This is a genomic window from Paenibacillus sp. MT86 (assembly GCF_058792535.1).
Window position 1 is genome coordinate 591,244 of sequence record NZ_CM179499.1, and the last position, 20,258, is coordinate 611,501.

Annotated in this window: 19 protein-coding genes; 14 read left to right on the forward strand and 5 right to left on the reverse strand. The window is 54.0% G+C overall.

Annotated features, from left to right (window positions below):
* Positions 1-15: 15 nt before the first annotated feature.
* Positions 16-732 (reverse strand): DUF421 domain-containing protein, encoded by a 717-nt coding sequence (locus tag AC3RCL_RS02515; RefSeq protein ID WP_492534496.1) that lies wholly within the window; start codon positions 730-732, stop codon positions 16-18.
* 215 nt (positions 733-947) lie between these two features.
* Here AC3RCL_RS02515 and AC3RCL_RS02520 point away from each other — a divergent pair, with 215 nt between their 5' ends.
* Both AC3RCL_RS02520 and AC3RCL_RS02525 read left to right on the forward strand, forming a co-directional pair.
* Complete coding sequence (locus AC3RCL_RS02520; RefSeq protein WP_096774734.1) at positions 948-2,270, forward strand: MFS transporter; 1,323 nt, start codon at positions 948-950, stop codon at positions 2,268-2,270.
* On the forward strand, positions 2,236-3,159 hold the full coding sequence (locus AC3RCL_RS02525; protein WP_213580066.1) for a polysaccharide deacetylase family protein: 924 nt from the start codon (positions 2,236-2,238) through the stop codon (positions 3,157-3,159). The genes AC3RCL_RS02520 and AC3RCL_RS02525 overlap by 35 nt, the downstream gene beginning before the upstream one ends.
* 97 nt (positions 3,160-3,256) lie before the next feature.
* On the opposite strand, the gene AC3RCL_RS02530 is transcribed toward AC3RCL_RS02525, so the two are convergent.
* Positions 3,257-3,988 carry a hypothetical protein gene (locus AC3RCL_RS02530; protein ID WP_492534497.1) on the reverse strand — a complete coding sequence of 244 codons (732 nt, stop codon included), beginning with the start codon at positions 3,986-3,988 and terminating at the stop codon, positions 3,257-3,259.
* Between the two features lie 160 nt (positions 3,989-4,148).
* On the opposite strand from AC3RCL_RS02530, the gene AC3RCL_RS02535 reads away from it, so the two are divergent.
* The 3 genes from AC3RCL_RS02535 (at position 4,149) to AC3RCL_RS02545 (ending at position 7,913) form a co-directional block, all read left to right on the forward strand.
* The gene (locus tag AC3RCL_RS02535) at positions 4,149-4,868 is read left to right on the forward strand and encodes a response regulator transcription factor (RefSeq protein ID WP_492534498.1); all 720 of its coding nucleotides are present in this window, start codon (positions 4,149-4,151) and stop codon (positions 4,866-4,868) included.
* Positions 4,865-6,229 (forward strand): sensor histidine kinase, encoded by a 1,365-nt coding sequence (locus AC3RCL_RS02540; protein WP_492534499.1) that lies wholly within the window; start codon positions 4,865-4,867, stop codon positions 6,227-6,229. Before AC3RCL_RS02535 ends, AC3RCL_RS02540 begins: the two co-directional genes overlap by 4 nt.
* A gap of 253 nt (positions 6,230-6,482) precedes the next feature.
* Positions 6,483-7,913 (forward strand): aspartate ammonia-lyase, encoded by a 1,431-nt coding sequence (locus AC3RCL_RS02545; RefSeq protein WP_175320790.1) that lies wholly within the window; start codon positions 6,483-6,485, stop codon positions 7,911-7,913.
* Positions 7,914-7,984: 71 nt separating this feature from the next.
* Here the strand turns inward: AC3RCL_RS02545 and AC3RCL_RS02550 are convergent, their stop codons facing one another.
* Entirely contained in the window at positions 7,985-8,602 is a 618-nt protein-coding gene (locus AC3RCL_RS02550; protein ID WP_492534500.1) for a hypothetical protein, read from the reverse strand.
* A 206-nt stretch (positions 8,603-8,808) separates the two neighbouring features.
* Here AC3RCL_RS02550 and AC3RCL_RS02555 point away from each other — a divergent pair, with 206 nt between their 5' ends.
* Positions 8,809-10,440, forward strand: a complete 1,632-nt coding sequence (locus AC3RCL_RS02555; RefSeq protein ID WP_492534501.1) for an ATP-binding protein — start codon at positions 8,809-8,811, stop codon at positions 10,438-10,440.
* Between the two features lie 129 nt (positions 10,441-10,569).
* On the opposite strand, the gene AC3RCL_RS02560 is transcribed toward AC3RCL_RS02555, so the two are convergent.
* Together AC3RCL_RS02560 and AC3RCL_RS02565 are read right to left on the reverse strand one after the other, a co-directional pair.
* Complete coding sequence (locus AC3RCL_RS02560) at positions 10,570-11,028, reverse strand: SAM-dependent methyltransferase (protein WP_096774728.1); 459 nt, start codon at positions 11,026-11,028, stop codon at positions 10,570-10,572.
* A gap of 19 nt (positions 11,029-11,047) precedes the next feature.
* Complete coding sequence (locus AC3RCL_RS02565) at positions 11,048-11,848, reverse strand: DUF6597 domain-containing transcriptional factor (RefSeq protein ID WP_492534502.1); 801 nt, start codon at positions 11,846-11,848, stop codon at positions 11,048-11,050.
* A gap of 205 nt (positions 11,849-12,053) precedes the next feature.
* Here AC3RCL_RS02565 and AC3RCL_RS02570 point away from each other — a divergent pair, with 205 nt between their 5' ends.
* The 8 genes from AC3RCL_RS02570 (at position 12,054) to AC3RCL_RS02605 (ending at position 20,212) form a co-directional block, all read left to right on the forward strand.
* A complete protein-coding gene (locus AC3RCL_RS02570; RefSeq protein ID WP_492534503.1) occupies positions 12,054-12,506 on the forward strand; it encodes an SRPBCC family protein in 453 nt (150 codons plus the stop codon).
* A 218-nt stretch (positions 12,507-12,724) separates the two neighbouring features.
* Complete coding sequence (locus AC3RCL_RS02575) at positions 12,725-14,056, forward strand: hypothetical protein (protein WP_213580073.1); 1,332 nt, start codon at positions 12,725-12,727, stop codon at positions 14,054-14,056.
* Positions 14,057-14,097: 41 nt separating this feature from the next.
* Positions 14,098-14,232 (forward strand): hypothetical protein, encoded by a 135-nt coding sequence (locus AC3RCL_RS02580; protein ID WP_255250561.1) that lies wholly within the window; start codon positions 14,098-14,100, stop codon positions 14,230-14,232.
* A gap of 116 nt (positions 14,233-14,348) precedes the next feature.
* The gene (locus AC3RCL_RS02585) at positions 14,349-15,365 is read left to right on the forward strand and encodes an NAD-dependent epimerase/dehydratase family protein (protein WP_012818718.1); all 1,017 of its coding nucleotides are present in this window, start codon (positions 14,349-14,351) and stop codon (positions 15,363-15,365) included.
* Positions 15,365-16,447, forward strand: coding sequence for a dihydrodipicolinate synthase family protein (locus AC3RCL_RS02590; protein WP_492534504.1), 1,083 nt, complete (start codon positions 15,365-15,367; stop codon positions 16,445-16,447). Before AC3RCL_RS02585 ends, AC3RCL_RS02590 begins: the two co-directional genes overlap by 1 nt.
* Before the next feature lie 39 nt (positions 16,448-16,486).
* A complete protein-coding gene (gene sdaAB, locus AC3RCL_RS02595) occupies positions 16,487-17,170 on the forward strand; it encodes an L-serine ammonia-lyase, iron-sulfur-dependent subunit beta (protein WP_096774722.1) in 684 nt (227 codons plus the stop codon).
* Positions 17,167-18,099, forward strand: coding sequence for an L-serine ammonia-lyase, iron-sulfur-dependent, subunit alpha (gene sdaAA / locus AC3RCL_RS02600; protein ID WP_492534505.1), 933 nt, complete (start codon positions 17,167-17,169; stop codon positions 18,097-18,099). The genes sdaAB and sdaAA overlap by 4 nt, the downstream gene beginning before the upstream one ends.
* A 505-nt stretch (positions 18,100-18,604) precedes the next feature.
* Complete coding sequence (locus AC3RCL_RS02605) at positions 18,605-20,212, forward strand: ABC transporter substrate-binding protein (protein WP_192569899.1); 1,608 nt, start codon at positions 18,605-18,607, stop codon at positions 20,210-20,212.
* Positions 20,213-20,258: the final 46 nt, after the last annotated feature.

The window sequence follows — 20,258 nt, forward strand, 5'->3', positions numbered from 1 at the left end:
CTTCTTTCGGGATCCTTAATGATACAAGGGAGGGAGCGGAATTTCCTTATCGTAAATGGTGATATTTAAACGCTTCTGTTCATCGAGTGAAGCGAAGAATACTTGATCAAGGGGGATTCCCCGCTCACCCAGCTGAGTCTCCAGCCATTCTCCGGTAAGGTTTAACTTTCGGAGGGTAATCGTTTGAATGCGTCCTTCTTTGACGACGGCGTAGGACAGGCCGGCATTCTGCCGCTTTAACTTCAGGTCCTCCAGCGTGACGGCGGTCTTCTCCATCTTTTTCAGGATGGATAAGGCACCGCTCGGCTCCAGCACCGCCATATCGACTTCCGCCATATCGAAGATCTGTTCCTTGCGCAGCATTTGCAAAATGTTATCGATCGAGTAACGTGCTTTTTTCATATTCGGATAAATGAACTGCCCGTCTTTAACGACAATCAGCGGTTCGAATGTAATCCACTTGCCGATGCGCCGGCTCTTCACAAGCAGGATCGAGGCAAGCTTCTGCAACAAGCCGATGGCAATGATCGCAAAGGCGGTATGGATATGTTCGATTTTGGGATCCGCGATGTCTGCTCCGACCACGGAGCCTAGGGACAGGATAATGATGTAGTCGAAAACGGGAAGCTCGGCGATGGAACGGCGGCCCATGAATAGGGTAACGCCCAAGAGCAGCGGGTAAATGGTATAAATTCTCCCAAGCACTAGCAGAAGATCCTTAAGGAGTTCCATGGCACAGACCCTTTCCGAAGATTTTGTGGTCCTTAACTAGAAGGGTGGGCAGTTGTCATGAAAAATATGTATATACGTCCATTTCCAAGTCTGGATCATGGCTTTTTCTCCAATCTATAGACGAGATTACCTAAGCCTTCGTTTGCGCAGGTATATTCCCTTCGCATGCCGAATACTGTACAACAAAATCGTCCATGACGGATGGAGGGAAACGGATGAAGCGCAGTTGGGTGAATTCGCCGTATTCATTTTCGCTGGGCATGTTTGCCATGATGGTTCCGAGTCAGGCGTTCAGCTCCTTTTACATCTTTTTCTACGTCGATACCTTGGGTCTTGGCATAGGGCTGGCATCTCTGGCACGAACCGTATTTCTGATCTGGGATGCGGTAAACAATCCGCTCATGGGGTATTGGTCCGATCGCACCAGAACCAGGCTGGGACGGCGCAGGCCGTGGGTATTCGGGGCGATTCCGCTCTTCATGCTGACCTTCGTGCTCGTGTTCTCGCCGCCGGAAGGATTGTCTGAGAACGGACTGTTTATGTGGTTTTTGGTTGCCCTTATCCTGTATGAAGCCGTGGCAACCGTATTATGGGTCAATTATGGGGCGCTGTTCCCCGAACTGTTCCGCGGAGACCGCATCCGGGCGAAGGCCTCGGCCATCCAGCAGGGCTATCAAGTGGTGGCATTGTTGATCGGTACTGCGCTGACTCCGATCATCTATGACGCCATGGGATTTTCGAACATGGCGATTCTGTACGCGCTGCTGTTCGGCGTGTTCATGTTCCTGTGCATGATGAGCGTCCGCGAGGAAGAGGCGTACAGCGCAAGCGAGCCGCTCAAGCTTGTCCACGCGTTTCGTGAAACGCTGCGAAACAAGAAGTTCTGGGTGTTCAACATCTCCAATTCTTTTGCCCAGACGGTGAATGGGCTGATAAGCTCCACGATCCCTTTTTACGCAAAATACGTGCTCCGCATCCCGGACAATCAAGTGTCGATTCTGCTGGCGGCCGTGTTTGTATCCGTCATCCCCTTGGTGTTCGTGTGGTACTGGATGATCCGCAGGATGGACGGCGTGAAGGCATGGCGTTTGTCGCTAGGGATATATGGGTTATCCGTCATCCCTCTGTGGTTTGGCTATGATCTGATGAGCGGCATTCTGGCAGGGATCGGGGTAGGGTTCGGTCTGGCGGGATTTCTGGTTACGCCGGCCATGGTTAGCGGCAACATCATCGATGAGGATGCGGAGCGGACAGGGCTTCGCAGAGAAGGGATTTATACGGCGGTCAGCGGGTTTATTACGCGTTCCAGCGGATTGATCTCCGCCCTGGCGTTTTTTGTCGTAGGCATGATATTCGGATATGAGAGCGGTGACAACCCGGGAAGCGATCCGGAATCGACCTTTCGGTACTTAATCAGTGTCGTTCCCTTATGCCTGTTGGCCATTTCCTTCGTGCTGTCGTATGCAACCAAAATCGAATTCTCAAAATCCATAGGAGGCGGGCATGACCATGGAGCGAAGACTGATCATCAACTGTGACGATTTCGGACAGAGCAAGGCCATGAATGAGGCGATCCGGCATCTGCTGGAGGAGAATAAAGTTTCATCGGCGACCATCATGACCGTGGCCCCCGGCTTTGAGGAGGCAGCCTCCTGGGCCGCACGCCGTCGCCAACCCAATGTAGGGCTGCATCTGACCCTGACGAGCGAATTCGAAGCTTTGCGGTGGAAGAGCTTGACCGGTCATTCTTCGTTGCATGACGCTAGCGGTCATCAATACCGGACGGTTCAGGAGTTTGAACGGGGAGCGGAGACGGGCGCCGTGCTAAAAGAGCTGGAGGCGCAATACCGGCTGGCGAAGAAGGCCGGCATCCGCATCAGCCATGCGGATAACCATATGGGCAGCCTTTACGGGATGGAAACGGGGCGGAGCCTTATTCCGCAGATGCTGTGGAAGACTTCCCGCTGGCGCCTCCCCGCGCGCTTGTTTCGCTATATTCATCCGGAGGATCCGCTGCTCAGCACGCTGCCGAATATCGAGCGGCCGGTGGCGCTTGCCTCCAGCCTGGCCGATACGTTCGGCGTGCCGATCCCGGATTATCTGCTCTCGCATCCGTTTCCCGTCGTCGAGGGAGAGACCTACGAGAGCTTCAAACAGTCGCTGATCGATAAGCTGTACAGACTCCCCGAAGGGGTCAGCGAAACGTACGTTCACCCGGGGGCGGAGGATGAATGGATGCTGGCGAATATTCCGAATTGGGAGAAGCGGGTATGGGAGTACCGCCTGCTGTTTGATGATGATTTTGCTTACGGTTTGCGGGATGCCAAGGTGATCCTGACGGATTACCGCTACGTGGAGGAGCATTTGAAGCGTCCCCGCGTGCGCTCGGCGGTGAAACTGATGAAGACAATGGCCAAAAAAACGTAAGCCTATGCTAAAAACAAGCCCTGCCGCGGCACCGGCAGGGCTTGTTTTCGGTTAAGTACGCTGGGCTCGCACTGTCATGTACGGTCTCGCATCGACGTTACTTCGCTTCAGCTTCCAGCTTGGCAATCTGTGCCTTGTATTGGTCCAGCAGTTTCGCCAGCGCTTTTTTAATGGCGTCGGCGTCCTTGGAATCCATCGCTTTGAAGAGGTCGATTCTGGCATGGATAAACGCCAGATCCTCATCGTCGATCTTCACTTCCAAACTTTCTGCATCGCTGAGCTTCACTGCCTTCACGCTGGCTGTCTCGAAACGGATCACGTCGTGTTTCCCGTTGCCGGCATCAGTTTTCACGGCTTCCGCTGCTTTGATGGCGGTACTTTCGAGAGGGGCAAGCTCCTTGATCTTGGTAATCTGTATATCCTTGATATCGCCACTGTCAACGAATCCCTTGACAGCTTCAGCCGGGACAGCCTTCACGGCAATGGATATTCCGAATTCGCCTTCAGCCGCGATCGGCTTTACCTTGCCGTTATCTGCAGTGACAGCCGCGGCCTCCGAGAAAAAGAAGGTTCCCTCGGTTCCGGCAAGCTTCCCGTATTTCGCCAACGTATCCTTCCAGTCCTGAACCGTTTCCGGCGCGTATTTTTCAGCCAATTCCAACGGATTCGGCATAACGGAAATGGTTGCCGTGGTGGCAACGGGCGCGCTTTTACCTGTTTGGTTCGGTGCATCGGCTGGGGTTTCGGCACCCGAGGCATGGACGGGAAGAGCTGCTGTTCCAAGAAGGGCAGCGGATAGGGCGAGCTTGCCAAATAGTTTGTGCTTCATCGTATTAACACTCCTTATCGGGGTTGGTTTGTCTTACAGTACCCAGTGTACGAATCAGCATTGGCAGAACATTGGTGTATTTGTGGAAAAACAATGGCATTCCCATTCGCTTTGTGCCGATTGGTATACTAAAGAGGAGATGAAGCTCGGAGGTAATGATATGAACCAAACCTATCTCATCGCCGTTGTGGATGACGATTTGCATATACGAAATTTGGTGGAGGCTTATTTGCGCAAGGAGGGTTACCGGACGGTGGGCCTTGGCACGGCGGAGGAAGGCTGGGACATGTGGAGAACGAATCCGCCGGATATGTGGGTGCTCGATATTATGCTGCCCGGCATGGACGGTTTCGAATTGTGCCGGCGGATCCGCGCGGAAGCCGAGGTCCCGATCATCATGATCTCGGCCAAGGACAGCGAGGTGGATAAAATATTGGGGCTTGAGCTGGGAAGCGACGACTATATGGTCAAGCCGTTCAGCCCTCGCGAGCTGGTCGCCCGAATCAAACGGCAGCTGAGCCGTTGGTACAAATTCAACCGAGCGGAGAATGTCCCGCGGCTTGCGGCCGCTTCCCCGGAGCTTAGCAATGGGCGGCTTCAGTTACTGCTGGAGGAGAGGCGCGTGTTCTGGAACGGGGAAGAAGTGGATATGACCAACAAAGAATTCGAGATGCTGAGAGTGTTCGCCGAGCATCCGAACCGTGCGTTTACCAGGGACGAACTGCTGACCTCCGTATGGGGGGACGATTATTTTGGGAGCGACCGGGCGGTTGACCATCTCATTAAACGGCTGCGCAAGAAAGTGGAGCAGCTGCCGATTGAGGCCATATGGGGACATGGATACCGAATGAGAACGGATGTGGAGGAATCATCGATATGAAGCTGGTCCATCAGATCAATCTTGCGTTCGCTTTGTCGCTTATACTCGTGCTGTCCGTGACGGCCGTCGTCATTCATTATGTGCTGCTGGACCACTTTATCGGCACGCAAAGAAAGGACATGCAGTCCATTGGGGCGGCGCTGACGGCAAAGCTGGAAACCGCGGCTGCACAGAGCATCCCTATCGAGAGCGAGCCTTTGACCGTTAGCGGGTTTGCCTCTGCGCAGGTTGCCGAGGTCGGCGTTATTATTCAGGACAGCCAAGGGAATATAGTCCGCTCGACTCCTGTAACCCCTACCGCCCAGTACATGGGCATAGCAGCAGCCAGACCCGATAGCGTAGCTTCGTTTAAATCCTCATCGGTGGACGGGCAATTCCTAACCGAGGTTACGGCAGTTCCCCAAGGGACGATGACGCTGATTACGCCAGTGAGCAAAATCAAGGCGATTGAGCAAGCGCTGCTGGGGCGCTTGATGCTCGTATTCGGCGCAGGGGCCGTGGTCATGGTGATCTTAAGCCTATTCATCACCAAGCGGCTGATTAAGCCGCTGATGCATCTGCGGGAAGAATTGAAGAAGGTGAAGGAGCGCCAATTCTCCGAAGTCCGGCGCGTGTCGGCAAGCGGGGAGCTCGGCGCCGTGGCAGAGTCCGTCTACGAAATGGCCGGTGAGCTGGAGCGGTACAATCATGTGCAGAAACAATTTTTCCAGAACGCTTCGCACGAGCTGAAGTCGCCGCTCATGTCCATATCCGGATATGCGGAGGGAATCCGGGACGGCATATTCGAAGGGGAGGATATTCGCAAAGGGCTCGATATCATTATGAGCGAGAGCGGCCGGATGAGGAATATCGTGACCGAGATGACGCTGCTGGCCAAGCTGGACAGCGAAGATGATATTTTCAAGGCCGCAGAAGTCAATATGAAAGAGCTTGTAGAGGAAACGATCGAGAGGATCAATCCGGTTCTGGTGAAAAAAGGGCTGTTCGTGCATCTTTCGTACGGGGATAACGAATCGTTAACGGTGTATGCCGACCGGGATAAGCTGCTGCAGGCGCTGCTGAACATCGTTTCGAACGGGGCGAGGCATGCAAGCAAGCATATTTACATTCAAGCCGGTCTCCAAAAAGGTCGGGTGGTGCTCACGGTATCCGATGACGGCGATGGGATCTCCGAGGAGCTGCTGCCTTATCTGTTCCATCGGTTTGTGAAGGGCAAGAACGGGGAGACGGGACTCGGTTTGGCGATTGCCCGGGCCATCGTGGAGCGCTGCGGGGGCCTGATCACGGCGGGGAATCGCCAAGAGGGAGGCGCCGTGATTTCGTTAGGCTTCCCGGTGCATAGGAAGACCTCCATGGCTTAGAGTTTGTAACCATCCATCGTGACGGACGTCAATGGAAATCAAGCCGTTTGGGGTAAGAGGGGCTTTTTCTGGGTAATTATACTTAGAGAAAGCCTCGTTTTTTGCGCAATCACACATATTATTCAATATTCCCTAACAAAACGCGTAAGCTATAGAGGATTTCAAGTTGAAAGGCAGAATTCTGTATATATCCGGGCAAGCTGGATGATAACAGGTGACAAGCAAGATACAAAATAATCAAAAGGCGATGGTGATGTTGTCCATGGATATGCAGTATCGAGTGGAGAAAGATTTTCTGGGGGAAAAACAGCTTCCTATAGATGCCTATTACGGCATCAATACGGTCCGGGCGGTAGAGAATTTTCCGATCAGCGGGGTGCCCATTCATGCCGAGCTCATCTCGGCTCTCGGAGAAGTAAAGAAAGCGGCCGCGCTGGCTAATATGGAACTTGGCCTGCTGCCGAAAAAGATAGGCAGCGCCATTATAGAGGCGGCAGACGAGATCATCGCAGGCAATCTCCGTTCCGAATTCATTGTCGATTCCATTCAGGGCGGGGCGGGCACTTCGATCAATATGAACATGAATGAGGTATTGGCGAACCGGGCGCTGGAGATTTTGGGAAAACAGAAGGCCGAGTATTTCTATTGCAATCCTAATAATCATGTCAATATGTCGCAATCCACGAACGATGCCATTCCGACGGCGATCCGCATTGCGTCGTACCGTCTGACCCAGGATCTCCTTGGCGTGTTCCGGACCTTGGTCGCCGGCATTCAGGACAAGGCCAAGGAATTCGACGATGTCATCAAGATGGGACGCACGCATCTGCAGGATGCGGTACCGATCCGGCTTGGACAAGAGTTCGGGGCTTATGCCAACGTACTGACAAGGGACATCCACCGCATCGAGCGGGCAGCGCAAGGGTTATTGGTTGTCAATATGGGCGCGACGGCCGTAGGCACGGGATTAAATGCAACGCCGGACTATATGCAGAGCGTCGTCCAGCATTTGATTGAGCAGACAGGTTTCTCCCTGAAGCAAGCCGAGGATTTGGTGGATGCCACCCAGAACACGGATGCTTACATGGAATTGTCGGCTGCGCTCAAAGTGTGTGCGGTGAACTTCTCGAAAATGTGCAACGACATCCGTCTGATGGCTTCCGGACCGAGAGCCGGCTTGAACGAGCTGAACGTGCCTCCGAGACAGCCGGGCTCGTCGATCATGCCGGGCAAGGTCAATCCCGTGATGGCGGAGGTCATGAACCAGGTGTCGTTCCAGGTCATCGGCAATGACCATACGATCAGTTTGGCTTGCGAAGCCGGGCAATTCGAGCTTAACGTCATGGTTCCGGTGGCTGCCAACAATCTGATGCACTCCCTGAAAATCCTGAAGAACGGCATGGACGTGTTCTACAAGAATCTGATGGTTGATCTTACAGCCAATAAGGAACGCTGCAAATACTTCGTGGATAACAGCTATGGCATCATTACGGCATTGAACCCGCATTTGGGCTATGACGTAGCCTCCAGGCTGGTAAAGGAAGCGCAGAAGACAGGCCAAAGCATCAAGGAGATCATCCTGGAACAGGGGCTTTTGACAGAGGAGCAGATTCTGGTCATTCTGGATCCTTACCACATGACCTCGCCGGGCATTGCGGGAGAAGAGTTCCTGTTGAATCAATAAGGATGTCTTTAACGATAACGAGTGATAGAGCTGACCCCGATTCCATTCGGGGTCAGCTCTATTTTTTGCATTTATGGATTGTCGAGTGCCGCTATGAGGGAGGCGATGACGTCCTTCTCGGCATCATGTAGCACCTTGTTCGTTTGCCATTGATGGATTTCTTGTTTCACTTGGGCAACATCCTGGTAACCGAGATGGTACGCTATGCTTGAGATGACGCTTTGCTTACTTGCTTCGTCACCCAAATCAGCAAGTGCCTGCACCACGCCCTCCCTGTCTTTCGTAAACAATTCACCGACGATGGCGGCATATTGCTCGGCAGAGGCACCGTCGAGATTCGTTGTTGCGAGGAACAGGCTCGTATAATGCTCGGGCTGGATGAGGGACCGGTGGGTATACAGCAGCTCCAGCGTTTCCAGCGTTTTGCCGCTGCTCAGGCGGTTATATTCCTTCCAGTCCATGCCCTCCAAGTGAGCCAGCATGTTCGTGGCTTTATCCTCGGCACTCATGTCCTCTCCTTCGAACAATGATAATACGAGCTCCGCCGGACTTTCATGGTCCGTCACTGCACTCTTCGCAGCTTCGGAGGGCGACGAAGCCGGCGCTTTGGATGAGGTGCTCGAACAGGCTGTTACAAGAATCAGAAGAGCAAGAGCGAAGCCGTAATAAGCTGCATGACGTTTGAACATGGATTCTCATCTCCTTTATAGTCTAAACGGATATTTCCTGTAAATAGTTACATAAAAAGGAGGGAGATATAGAGCTCTTTCCCATGATAAGATGAAGGCTGCATATTCGCATGCTCATTAAGTTTACGGTTGGGCTCCATTTGCCGATAAAAGTGTTAGAATAAACATATGTGACATGAAAGTGGCAGTATGATAAAAAGGGGTATGTGATTTTGAACAATCGATTTGGTGTGATAACCGATCAGGAGATCATTCAACAAGCAAAGCAGCAGTGTATAGACAAGGGGATGAACCCGGAGCTTCTTCCAACACATACTTATCGATTGAATGCTGAAGCACTGGCTGCAAGGCGTGCCAAATATAACGAATATATCGAAGTGATCCAAGTCTTCGTGAATAAATTCCTTTCCTCCGGATCCGGGAACCCTGTCGTGATTACGATGACGGATAACGAGGGCTTCATTCTTGATATGGAGGGGGACCCGACCATCATAGAAACGGCCCGTTATTTGGGCATCATGGAGGGCAGCGGGTATTCCCAAGAAGACGGCCCCAGCTCGATAGATCTGTGCCTTCGGTACAAACGGCCGTTTACGTTGATAGGAGAAGATCATTTTCATCACATTCTTCACCGCATGGCCTGTTATTCGGCTCCCTTTCACGGCGAAGACGGGAAGGCGATCATAGGGACGATCTCCCTAATGACAAACAAGGAGTTTGTTCACCCGCATTTATATGCCTTGCTCTGCACGATGGCCGATTCCCTGGAACGGGAGATGGTGACCCGCAAACAGAACACGCAGCTGCAAACCTTGAATCAGGTGCTGCTGGGAACGAAGCATTACGGCGTGATCATCACCGATGCGGAGGGCCAGATCCTGCAGATGAACGAAACCAGCTTAAGCCTGCTGTGCCCGGATGCCGGCGACCGTGACCGGACGAAATACGTGGGCCGCCCGGTATTCGGCATCAAGCCGATTGGCGAGTATTATGAGCGGGTGATACACGGACAGGAGATTTGCATCGGAGAAGAGCTGTCCCTTGAGATATCCGGAAGCATGCACCACTATATCCTGGATGTTCAGCCGGTGTATGACCGGGAAGGGCAGCTTATGCGGGTCGTGGGCTCTCTGCGCGACATTACGGAGATGAAGCGTACGGAGGAAGTGCTGCGGAATACGGAGAAGCTGGTGTTTGCCGGCCAGGTTGCCGTCAGCATCGCCCATGAAGTCCGCAATCCCCTCACGACGGTAAAAGGAATGCTTCAGCTGGCCAATAAGGATGCCGCTCTCCGGCACTATGACCTGATCATGTCCGAGCTGGAGCGGGCCAATCTGATGGTAGGGGAATTCATGATCCTGGGCAAGCCCCAGGCGGCTGTGTTTAAGCTTGAGAATTGCGGCGAGATTCTGGAGGAAGTGCTTCATTTGTTTGCCATTCAGGCAAGCCTTGGCGGCATAAAGATGACTCAATGTTTCGGCCGGAATGCAACGATTCTGTGCGACCGGAACCAGATCAAGCAAGTTTTTCTCAATATCTTGAAAAATGCGATGGAGGCCCTGCCGTATGGCGGAAACATTCACATTCAGATGGATGTGGAGGATGAATATCAGCGCGTGACCTTTACGGATAACGGCTCCGGCATGACGGAGGACGTGCTTCGGCGGATTGGGGAACCCTTCCATACCACCAAGCCGGACGGCAATGGGCTGGGCATCATGATCGTTCACCGCATCATGGAGAGCCACAATGGCCGGATCGTCATCCGGAGCGAGGAAGAGCGGGGAACATCGGTTGAGATCCGTCTGCCGGTCTCGGGTCAGAGCCTTTCTAATTAATCTGATTAACCATTAAGGTTATGCAGCATGATGCGGATCAACAGAAACAGCGCTGGCTTAGGCCGATCCTTGAACCTCAAGGGACAGACGGCAGCGCTGTTTTTTTGTAATTATGAAGAATCTTAATCATTATTCCCAGTAACGGGACATGATGTCCGTAGCCCATTGGGGCTGCTTGGTCTTTGTCTTCGGCAAAAATTCCTTCATGACAGGCTTGATATCAACGACGGGAGTCCCGTCTACGGCATCCAGCCCTTTAACGAAAACGGACCTGCCCTCTCTGCTTACCAGCTCCACTATGGTGGCTCCTAGCTTGTTGGGACGGTTCTTGCCGCGCTGGGCGAAGATACCGACCTTGGGAAAGCTCGGATTATTTCGCGGATGTCTCGCCGTGTATTGGATGCTGTCGTCCTGGACGAGATGGAAGACATAGATGATTTCAAGGTGGCTGAACGTCTCAATCCCATCCAGGGAGCTTTCATTCCATTCTTCGCCCAGCTTGATCTTCGAGATGACATCCCCCCAGTAATCATCCTGAATCGCCTTTCTTTCGTTATGGATCGTTCCGATCGCCTGTATCGTAAACATGCTGTTACCTCCCTTAGATTTATCGTTTCTTCATATAAACTTCCGGCGTCTTACCGATCACCGCTTTGAAATCCCGTATAAAATGCGATTGGTCATAATACCCCATGTCCATGGCTAATTTCAGCATATCCTGATGATCGGGGCCTTCGAGCATCTCGGCGGCATTCTGCAGCCGGTACAGGCGGATGACCCATTTGGGGCTCACCCCGACGTATGACTTGAATAGACGTTGAAGCGATCTCGGGCTCATCCGGAACCCATCGCTAAGCTGTTCCACCCGGAGGATGTCACGGTTTCGATGAATCTCATCCACGATCGCGTTGATTCGTTCAATCGATTCATCTTTGTCGGGCCGTACACGGCGAAAGAGCTCTTCCATGCGCTGGACCTTGTGCTCCGGCTCCTCTGCAGTCAATAGCTGCTCCTCCAGCATGTGGGGCTCAACCTGAAGAATCTCCATGGTGCCTATGGAGGCATCCGTTAGACGGTCCATGGCTATGTTCGCGAACGGATGGAATCCGCCGGGCCTGAATTTGACGCCGAATACTTGCCCCCTGCCCTCCAGATGGTGGGAATGTCTCGTGCTCGATACGCCGTAAAAAGCGGTCCGACGGGATTGAACGACCAGATTGGCACAAGGGTTGGGAACGACATCCTGCTGATGGGGCTCCTGGCCGGTTAAATCCCAATGAATGATCCAGTAATGCTTGATGAAATGGGAAAGGTCCTCCGACGGAGGGACGCGCAAGAGCTGGAATTTCTCTCCGGCTTTTTTCATGTTCAAGATGCCGAGGCTGGGCTGATGAGAACGCCGTATCATGACATAACCACCTCCGATATTTCCGCAGCAGGCTTGATTTGGCACGGCACGGTCCTCGTACGGGACTTGATTGCACGCCATGTTCGCGGGAAGCAACCCGTCGCATTTTTACAATACTTGGATGCGGCTGCTTGATAACATCATCATATCACAGGAGGACAAGCCGGTCTTCCTGCGCATTATATAGAAGGTAGGAGGAAACTGCATGGAGCCGCTGCAATATGAGTTTTATATCGGAGCCTCGCCGGAGAAGGTATGGGAAGTCTTGATTTCGCCGGAGGGGACTCGAGCTACCTTTTTCGGGAGCGAGCTGAGATCTTCCTTCCGAGTTGGAGAGCCTTTCGCTTATGTAGGCCCGGGGAATGACGGGGAGGAGACGGTCCATGTTTACGGGAATGTTCTGGCTTATGAGCCGCAAAAGGTGCTGAGCCTGTCCGAGCATCCCGGTCCGTCGTATTATGCGAACCATGAGGAGCTGGAGTCCCGCATCACGTTCACCCTCGAGCCGGTAGGGAACTGTACCAAGCTGACGCTCGTCAATGATCAGTACACGCCCGATCATCCGTCTCGCGCCAAGGCGGCGGACAGCTGGTGGACGGTCATGAGCATTTTGAAGACCTATGCGGAGACGGGAAAAACCCTGGATCTGGGCTGGTAGTCTCAAGGACAACAGCTTCGCCCTGCCGTATAAATGGTGCGAAGCAATCCTGAAAAGAGCCGTTACGGCTCTTTTTTGCTGTGAAATGGCAGGGGCCTGTTTAGGGGGAGTCCAGCTTCCGCTTGCCAAATTTTCGATAGCGGGTATGATTTAGGTATCCGTACCGGCCTGCTCATGCACGGCTTCTCGGAAATGGGAAAGATGGGAGTGAAGGCATCATGACGGAGCGGACCCGCCCCCCTGTCCAGCAAATCCGCATCGGTATTATCGGAACCCGGACGATCGTTGACAAGATCATGAAGGTCATTGAAACCTTTCCTTCCTTTGACCCTGCGCCGCTGGTTTTCCAGGATGAAGACGAAGCGCCTGCACTGGCGGAGCGGATCGGGAGCGAAGTCGAAGTGTTGTTCCTCTCGGATCCGTTGTCCCAGCGCAAGGTGAAGGAGCTCGGTCAGGTCAAAATCCCTGTACATTACGTTCCCGTCACGGACGCGGGTTTATATAAAGCGCTGTTCCATGCCGGACAGCAGGAACGACTGGATGGAGGCATATCGGTGGACACCCTAACTGAGACGATGGTGGTTCGGACCATGAAGGATCTGGGCATCCCTGCTGTACAGGCTGTCGTCTACGACGGGCCGGCTTACGCCCCGAAGAGCAGCCTGATCGCGTTTCATCGCCATCAATACGAATCCGGCGGTTGCTCTGTTGCATTCACGGGCGTGGAATCCGTGGCCCAAGAACTGACGCGGCTCGGAATACCCAATGAATGGCTGCTTCCTTCCGATCAGGATATCGTGGTATCGCTGGAGCGAGCCCTGCTGTCCACGGCATCCCGCCGCAGCTGGGAAGGCCAGATTGTGGTCGGGATGATAAATATAGACGATTTCGGCACGCAGGCGCTGAGACGGAACAATGAGCATGAGGTGCAGAAGCTGAAGCTCGATATTCACCGGATGGTGCTCGATTATGTGGAATCCCTGGATGGTTATCTGACCCATCTGGGCGGGGACGAGTATCTGTTTTTCACGACGCGCGGCATCTTCGAAAGGGAAACCGGAGGTTACAAAACGATTCCCTTGGCCAAAGACGTGAACAAAACCTACGGCATTTCGCTCAGCATCGGCATGGGATTCGGCAGGTCGGCCAGTATGGCCGGAACCCATGCGCGCATCGCGATGCGGAAGTCCAAGGAGGTTGGCGGCAACGCCTGTTTTATCGTGCGTGAGGATGGTACGCTGATAGGGCCGCTGGAGATGGCCGATCCCGTGCTGGAGGTGCTGTCTTTTACGGATGCAGGGCTGATCAAGCGGGCAGAGGATGCGGGCATGACGAGCGCCTATTTGAGCAAGCTGCTGAACCAGCGCGCCCGTTCGGGTAAATACGAATACAAGGTACATGAGCTCGCCCACCTGCTGGACATTACCGTCCGCAGCGCGCATCGGCTGCTTCAGCTTTGGACCGACAACGGGTTGGTGGAGATTTCGGGAATCGAGAAGGTGCCGAGAGGAAGGCCGAGGCAAATCTTTCGATTCACCTTTTTGGAATAAGATATCAGGCGTTTCCTATAATGGAAGATGAGGTGATGGACTTGAAGCGAACGAGAGCCCCGTTTTCCCGCTTAGAGAAAATCTTCATTTTTACGCTGCTCGGACTGGCTTCCCTTTTTATCGCTGCCTTCTTCGTGCTTCGATATATCGTGCTGAACGTTTCGTTTGCTCCCTGACATCAGGGGGCTTTTTTTTGTGTGTCGTTTATTTAAAGACGATTTAAAGATTTGTCTTTATATCAAACGGGGCCGTATGATGAAGAAGAATCATCAATCGGAGGAGGAGATTGTTCATGTTAACCGTTGCAGCATTAGAAGCGAAGCTGGCGGAGCCTTCAGCACAGCTTGTTGCCGATTTGGCGTCTTTGGAAGGGGATATCCTGGTGCTTGGCGTCGGCGGAAAAATGGGGCCCAGCCTTGCAAGGCTGGCCGCCAACGCCGTGCGCGAAGGCGGTGGCGGCAAACGGATCATCGGCGTATCCCGGTTCTCGAACCAGGAGGCCAGGCGCGAGCTGGAGGAGGCGGGCGTACAGACGATATCGTGCGACCTGCTGAACGACGGGGAGCTGCAGCAGCTGCCCGAGGCTCCAAACGTGATCTATATGGCCGGCAACAAATTCGGCACGACCGGCCGCGAATATTTTACTTGGGCGATGAACTCGTATTTGCCGGGCCGGGTGGCCGAGAAATTCAAGCAATCCCGCATGGTGGTGTTCTCATCGGGGAATGTGTATCCGTTCTCGCCGGTGGGCAGCGGCGGAGTCAACGAATCCGTTGCGCCGGAGCCGGTCGGGGAATATGCGCAATCCTGTCTCGGCAGAGAGCGCGTCTTTGAATACTTCTCCCACCAGAATGGTACGCCGATGGCAATCTACCGTCTGAATTACGCCATCGATATGCGGTACGGCGTTCTACATGAGCTTGCCAGATCGATCCATGAGGACCGGCCGATTCACCTGGCGATGGGGCATGCGAATATCATATGGCAAGGGGATGCCAACGAGATGGCGCTCCGTTCGCTCCTGCATTGCAGCTCGCCTCCCGAAATCATCAACATTACCGGACCGGAGACGATGTCGATCCGCTGGGCGGCACAGGAATTGGCGGCACGGATGGGCAAGGAAGTGACCTTTACAGGTACGGAATCCGAGACCGCACTCCTGAACAACGCCTCGAAATCCCACCAGCTCTTCGGTTATCCGAAGGTGTCTCTGCTGCAGATGCTGGATTGGACGGCAGCATGGGTGCAATCCGGCGGCGAGAGCTGGAACAAGCCGACGCACTTCCAAGAGAGAAAGGGGAAATTCTAATGAGCGGACAGATTCCTGCAATGCAGAGGTTGGCCCCCGAGAAGCTGAAAGCTCTTCACGAAGGGCTCGTCATACCGGCGCATCCGCTGGCTTTGGACGAGAACCGGAAGCTGGACGAACGCCGCCAGCGGGCATTGACCCGCTATTACGCCGCATCCGGTGCGGGCGGTGTGGCGGTCGGCGTTCACTCTACCCAATTCGAGATCCGCGATAAAGGCATCGACTTGTATGAACCGGTGCTGCGGCTGGCGGCGGAAGAGGTCCGCAGGGCGGAGCTTGACCGCCCCTTCTTGATGGTGGCCGGCGTGTGCGGCCCCACGGAGCAAGCCGTGGAGGAAACGGAGATCGCCCGCAGGCTCGGCTATGATGCCGTCCTGCTCAGCATGGGCGGGTTAAGCGGCTGGAGCGAAGAGGCTATTCTGAAGCGCACGGAAGAGATCGCGCAGAGAATGCCGGTGATCGGGTTCTATCTTCAGCCATCGGTTGGCGGCAACATCTTCTCCTTCGAATTCTGGCGTGCCTTCGCAGAAATTCCGAATATCGTAGCGATCAAGATGGCCCCCTTCAACCGCTATCAGACGATTGACGTCGTTCGTGCCGTCTGTTATTCGAGCCGCAGGGACGATATTGCGCTCTATACGGGGAATGACGATAACATCGTCAACGATTTGCTGACGACTTATCGATTCCAGGTGGACGGAACGCCGGTCGCCAAGCCTATCGTCGGCGGTCTGCTCGGTCACTGGGCGGTCTGGACCAGGAAAGCTGTGGAGCTGCTGGAGGAAATCAAAGAGGCGCGCAAGCAGGAGCAGTTCGGGAAGGAATGGCTGACGCGCAACGTCGAGATTACGGACTCCAATGCGGCCTTCTTCGATCCCGCCCATCAGTTTGCGGGCTGCATCCCGGGCATTCATGAGGTGCTCCGCAGACAGGGGCTGCTGCTAGGCACATGGTGCCTGAATCCGCATGAAACGCTGTCTCCCGGACAATCGGAAGAGATAGATCGGGTCTACCGGGATTATCCCCATTTAAACGATGACGATTTTATTCGGGAGCACTTGGAAAGTTGGCTGGCAGACTGATACAATGAGGGCAGAATAGTCGAAAGTGGGGAATCGCGCATGCGGTTTAAAGATGTGTTTTCTATTATTGGGCCCAGCATGGTGGGGCCTTCCAGCTCCCATACCGCTGGGGCCGTGCGGATTGGAAGAGCCGCGCGGCGCATATTTGGAGCATTCCCCGATCAGGCGGAAATTGTGTTCTATGGATCTTTTGCCGAAACCTACCGCGGCCACGGCACCGATCTGGCTGTCGTCGGCGGGCTGCTTGATTTTGCCACGGACGATATGCGCATCCGGAATTCGATCGAGCTTGCCGAAGCGGCAGGCATTGAACTTACCTTCAAGACGGCACAGAATGTGGCCTTTCACCCGAATACCGTGGAGCTGAGGCTGACCGACGGCGATCATACCGATGTCATTGCGGGCGCTTCCATTGGCGGAGGCAGCGTGGAAATGCTGCGCGTGAACGGTTTCGACGTCAAGTTTACGATGAATTATCCGGTGCTGCTGGTCTTTCATGACGATACGCCGGGCATGGTCGCGCATATCACCCGGCTCCTGGAGGCCGGCGGCGTCAACATTGCCTATATGGACGTGGACCGCAAGGGAAGGGGCGGCGATGCCATGACGGTGGTGGAGTCGGACGAAGCGGTTCCGGCCGAATTGATGAAGCATATCGAAGGACTGCCGAGCGTGCATCGGGTCGTCATCGCGGATTTGACAGTAGAGGAGGCGCAGTCATGAAGTTTTCTACGCTGGAGCAGATCATTGCATGCTGCCGGGAGGATCAGGTGACGATCGGCCAGCTGATGCTAAATGAACAGATCAAGGAAACGGGGAAAAGCCGGGACGAGACGTTCAAGCAAATGGCCGATTACTACGGCATCATGAAGGAAGCGGTGCACCGGGGAATCCATGAACCCGTCCCTTCCAAAAGCGGCCTGACCGGCGGCGATGCCGTGCGCGTTCATCAATATATGAGCAGCGGGGTACCCGCGCTTGGTACCGACGCTTGCACGGCGCTGGCCTACGCCCTGTCCGTGTCCGAGGTGAATGCCTCCATGGGGCGCATCGTGGCGACGCCGACGGCGGGCTCATGCGGCATTATTCCCGGGGTGTTCGTCAGCACGCAGGAACGCTTCGGCTGGGAAGACGAGCATTTGGTGATGGGGCTGTTCAGCGCTGGCGCGATCGGCTACGTCATTGCCAACAACTCGTTTATTTCCGGTGCGGAGGGCGGCTGCCAAGCTGAAGTCGGCTCAGCTATCGGTATGGCGGCAGGCGCTTTGACGGAGCTGCGGGGCGGCACGCCGGAGCAGGCCGTTCACGCCGTCGGGCTTGCGCTCAAGAATTCCTTGGGACTTATCTGCGACCCGGTGGGCGGGCTTGTCGAGATTCCTTGCATCGTGCGCAACGGCTTCGGCGCCGTGACGGCGCTGGCGGCATCGGATATGGCGCTTGCCGGCGTGCGCAGCGTCATTCCATCCGACGAAGTGATCGACGTGATGCTGGAGGTTGGCACGGCCATGCCGTCCAAGCACAGGGAAACGGCGAAGGGCGGACTTGCGCAGACGCCGACCGGCAAGAAAATCCTGAAGGATCTATACGGCAAGGAAGGCAAAAAATTGCGGGAGCAGGGTGCCAAAGCGAAAAAAGATGAAACGAGTGATTGAATTCACACCCGTTTTGATGGACGCCGATGACGTTCTGCTTCATGAATATACGATGGGGAAGAGAAGAAATTTAACATCTTCCGTGAGGGATTTCGTGATGAAATCCCTCTATTTTTTTATCTATTTCTACCGCTTTAGCATTTTCCACATGCTCAAAAAGCCTGATGTTATGCGGGTTTTCGGCATTTCGCCCGCTTGAAGAAGAAAAAACGCCATCTCGCAGAAATACGCTTCTTTACGAATCATGGAAGCGTTTTTATGATGTGGATGGGTAGAAAATTCCGTGCCGGACAATCGGCAGCGGATGCCCGATCATTTTAGAATATTCCTGCGACAGGCCGGGATCTTCGTCAACAAGGAGGCATGATAGGAAGCATCTTGATTTACAAACGTAGACCGGATGAGTAAGCAGACACACGGATGAGAAGAAATGACGGGGGTAGAGTAGCGATCGCACAGATTCAGTCAGCCGCATTCAAATGATGGATTTAGAGGAGGAACGCAAATGACAAAAAAATGGTTTCGTATGGCACTCGTGTTCACATTAATCATTTCAATATTGGCCGCATGCAGCGGAGGAAATAAAGAGGCAGCTCCCGGAACGGACGGAGAAACAGCACCTCCAACGGCACCGGCAGATCCGGATCAATATGGGGATACTGGCGGTCTCGCGCTTCCGCTGGTCGATAAACCGACAACGATCAATTGGATGGTCGTCAGCGAGAAGACCAACCTGAACGATTCCTTGCTTGCCAAGGAGATCGAGAAGCGTACCGGCATCAAAGTGAATTTCCAACCCTATTCTTCGGCTACGTTTCAAGACAAGCTGAAAGTAACCGTTGCATCCGGCAAGCTCCCGGACATCATCCATGGATTGACGCCTCCGGAGCTGAAGAAGATCGGCAAGCAGAAAGCGGTCGTTGCCATTAACGAATATGTCGACATGCTGCCGAACTTCAAAAGAATGTATGTGGACGAGAATCCTTGGGTCATTCCGTCCTACGGAGACGAATCCGGCAACATCTATACCTGGCCGGTTGCAAACATCAACCGTGACGTGAACCACGGTTTCCTGTACCGCAAAGACATCTTCGATGAGCTGGGCATCAAGGAATGGACGAATACCGACGAATTCTATCAGGCCCTCAAAAAGTTGAAGGAAGCCTATCCTGATTCCTATCCTTACGCCTCGAAAACGAAAGAGAACATTTTCCGCGATTGGGCCTTCGGCTGGGGAATCGGCGGAGCCAACTATCCGACGTATTACGACGAGACGGCCAAGGTATGGAAGTACGCTACCATACAGCCTGAGCACAAAGAAATGCTCGATTTCATGAAGAAGCTGTACAACGAGGGACTCCTCGATCCGGAATTCATGACGGACACCGACGATTCCTGGACGGCGAAAATGACGTCAGGCAATAAATCCTTTGTCACCTATGACTGGATCGGACGTTTGGACCTGTTCTACAACCAGGTCAAGGACCAAAACCCGAATTATGACCTGCGATACGGCAATCCGGTCGGACCGACCGGCAACGGCAAGACGATCGAGAGCATCACGAACGGCTTCAGCATCGCGGTAGCCAACAACGACAACAAGGAAGCTTCCCTGAAGCTGCTCGATTACCTGACGAGCCCGTCCGGCGCCACGCTGGTGACGATGGGCGTGGAAGGCGAGACGTTCAAGATGGAAGGCGACAAAGCCGTCTATCCGGAGCTGACCGACGTGCCGCTGGTGGATATCAGCGTGCTGGAGGACCGCTATGGCCTGTGGCTGCAAGGATTGTATGTCAATTCCGACAAGCGCAGCGTGTACTTCAACTATACGGAGAAGGAGCAGGAGGCTCAGGATAAGCTCCTGAACGGCAATAAATTCGAGCCGCTGGATCCGGTCGTGAACTTTACGGATGACGAAACCGCAAAGATTGCGGAAATCCAAACCTCCCTGAAGAAATTGGCGGATGAATTTAACGCGAAATACATTCTCAACAAAAACTACGGCGATGCGCAGTGGCAGCAATGGCAGGCGCAGGCTGAGAAGCAGGGAGCCAAGCAGATCGTCGATATTTTCAACGCAGCCCAGAAGAGATTGGATGAAGCCACGAAATAATTCGCAGAAGAAATAAGAGTGATGGCGGCATCCGGGTACGACGCTC

Coding starts and splice junctions, on each gene's coding strand:
- AC3RCL_RS02525 (WP_213580066.1), top strand. CDS start 2,236: ATGACCATGGAGCGAAGACTGATCATCAACTGTGACGATTTCGGACAG.
- AC3RCL_RS02540 (WP_492534499.1), top strand. CDS start 4,865: ATGAAGCTGGTCCATCAGATCAATCTTGCGTTCGCTTTGTCGCTTATA.
- sdaAA (WP_492534505.1), top strand. CDS start 17,167: ATGAAGTTTTCTACGCTGGAGCAGATCATTGCATGCTGCCGGGAGGAT.
- AC3RCL_RS02570 (WP_492534503.1), top strand. CDS start 12,054: ATGGAGCCGCTGCAATATGAGTTTTATATCGGAGCCTCGCCGGAGAAG.
- AC3RCL_RS02590 (WP_492534504.1), top strand. CDS start 15,365: ATGAGCGGACAGATTCCTGCAATGCAGAGGTTGGCCCCCGAGAAGCTG.
- AC3RCL_RS02565 (WP_492534502.1), bottom strand. CDS start 11,848: ATGATACGGCGTTCTCATCAGCCCAGCCTCGGCATCTTGAACATGAAA.
- AC3RCL_RS02560 (WP_096774728.1), bottom strand. CDS start 11,028: ATGTTTACGATACAGGCGATCGGAACGATCCATAACGAAAGAAAGGCG.
- AC3RCL_RS02585 (WP_012818718.1), top strand. CDS start 14,349: ATGTTAACCGTTGCAGCATTAGAAGCGAAGCTGGCGGAGCCTTCAGCA.
- AC3RCL_RS02515 (WP_492534496.1), bottom strand. CDS start 732: ATGGAACTCCTTAAGGATCTTCTGCTAGTGCTTGGGAGAATTTATACC.
- AC3RCL_RS02520 (WP_096774734.1), top strand. CDS start 948: ATGAAGCGCAGTTGGGTGAATTCGCCGTATTCATTTTCGCTGGGCATG.
- AC3RCL_RS02605 (WP_192569899.1), top strand. CDS start 18,605: ATGACAAAAAAATGGTTTCGTATGGCACTCGTGTTCACATTAATCATT.
- AC3RCL_RS02550 (WP_492534500.1), bottom strand. CDS start 8,602: ATGTTCAAACGTCATGCAGCTTATTACGGCTTCGCTCTTGCTCTTCTG.
- AC3RCL_RS02530 (WP_492534497.1), bottom strand. CDS start 3,988: ATGAAGCACAAACTATTTGGCAAGCTCGCCCTATCCGCTGCCCTTCTT.
- AC3RCL_RS02545 (WP_175320790.1), top strand. CDS start 6,483: ATGTTGTCCATGGATATGCAGTATCGAGTGGAGAAAGATTTTCTGGGG.
- sdaAB (WP_096774722.1), top strand. CDS start 16,487: ATGCGGTTTAAAGATGTGTTTTCTATTATTGGGCCCAGCATGGTGGGG.
- AC3RCL_RS02535 (WP_492534498.1), top strand. CDS start 4,149: ATGAACCAAACCTATCTCATCGCCGTTGTGGATGACGATTTGCATATA.
- AC3RCL_RS02575 (WP_213580073.1), top strand. CDS start 12,725: ATGACGGAGCGGACCCGCCCCCCTGTCCAGCAAATCCGCATCGGTATT.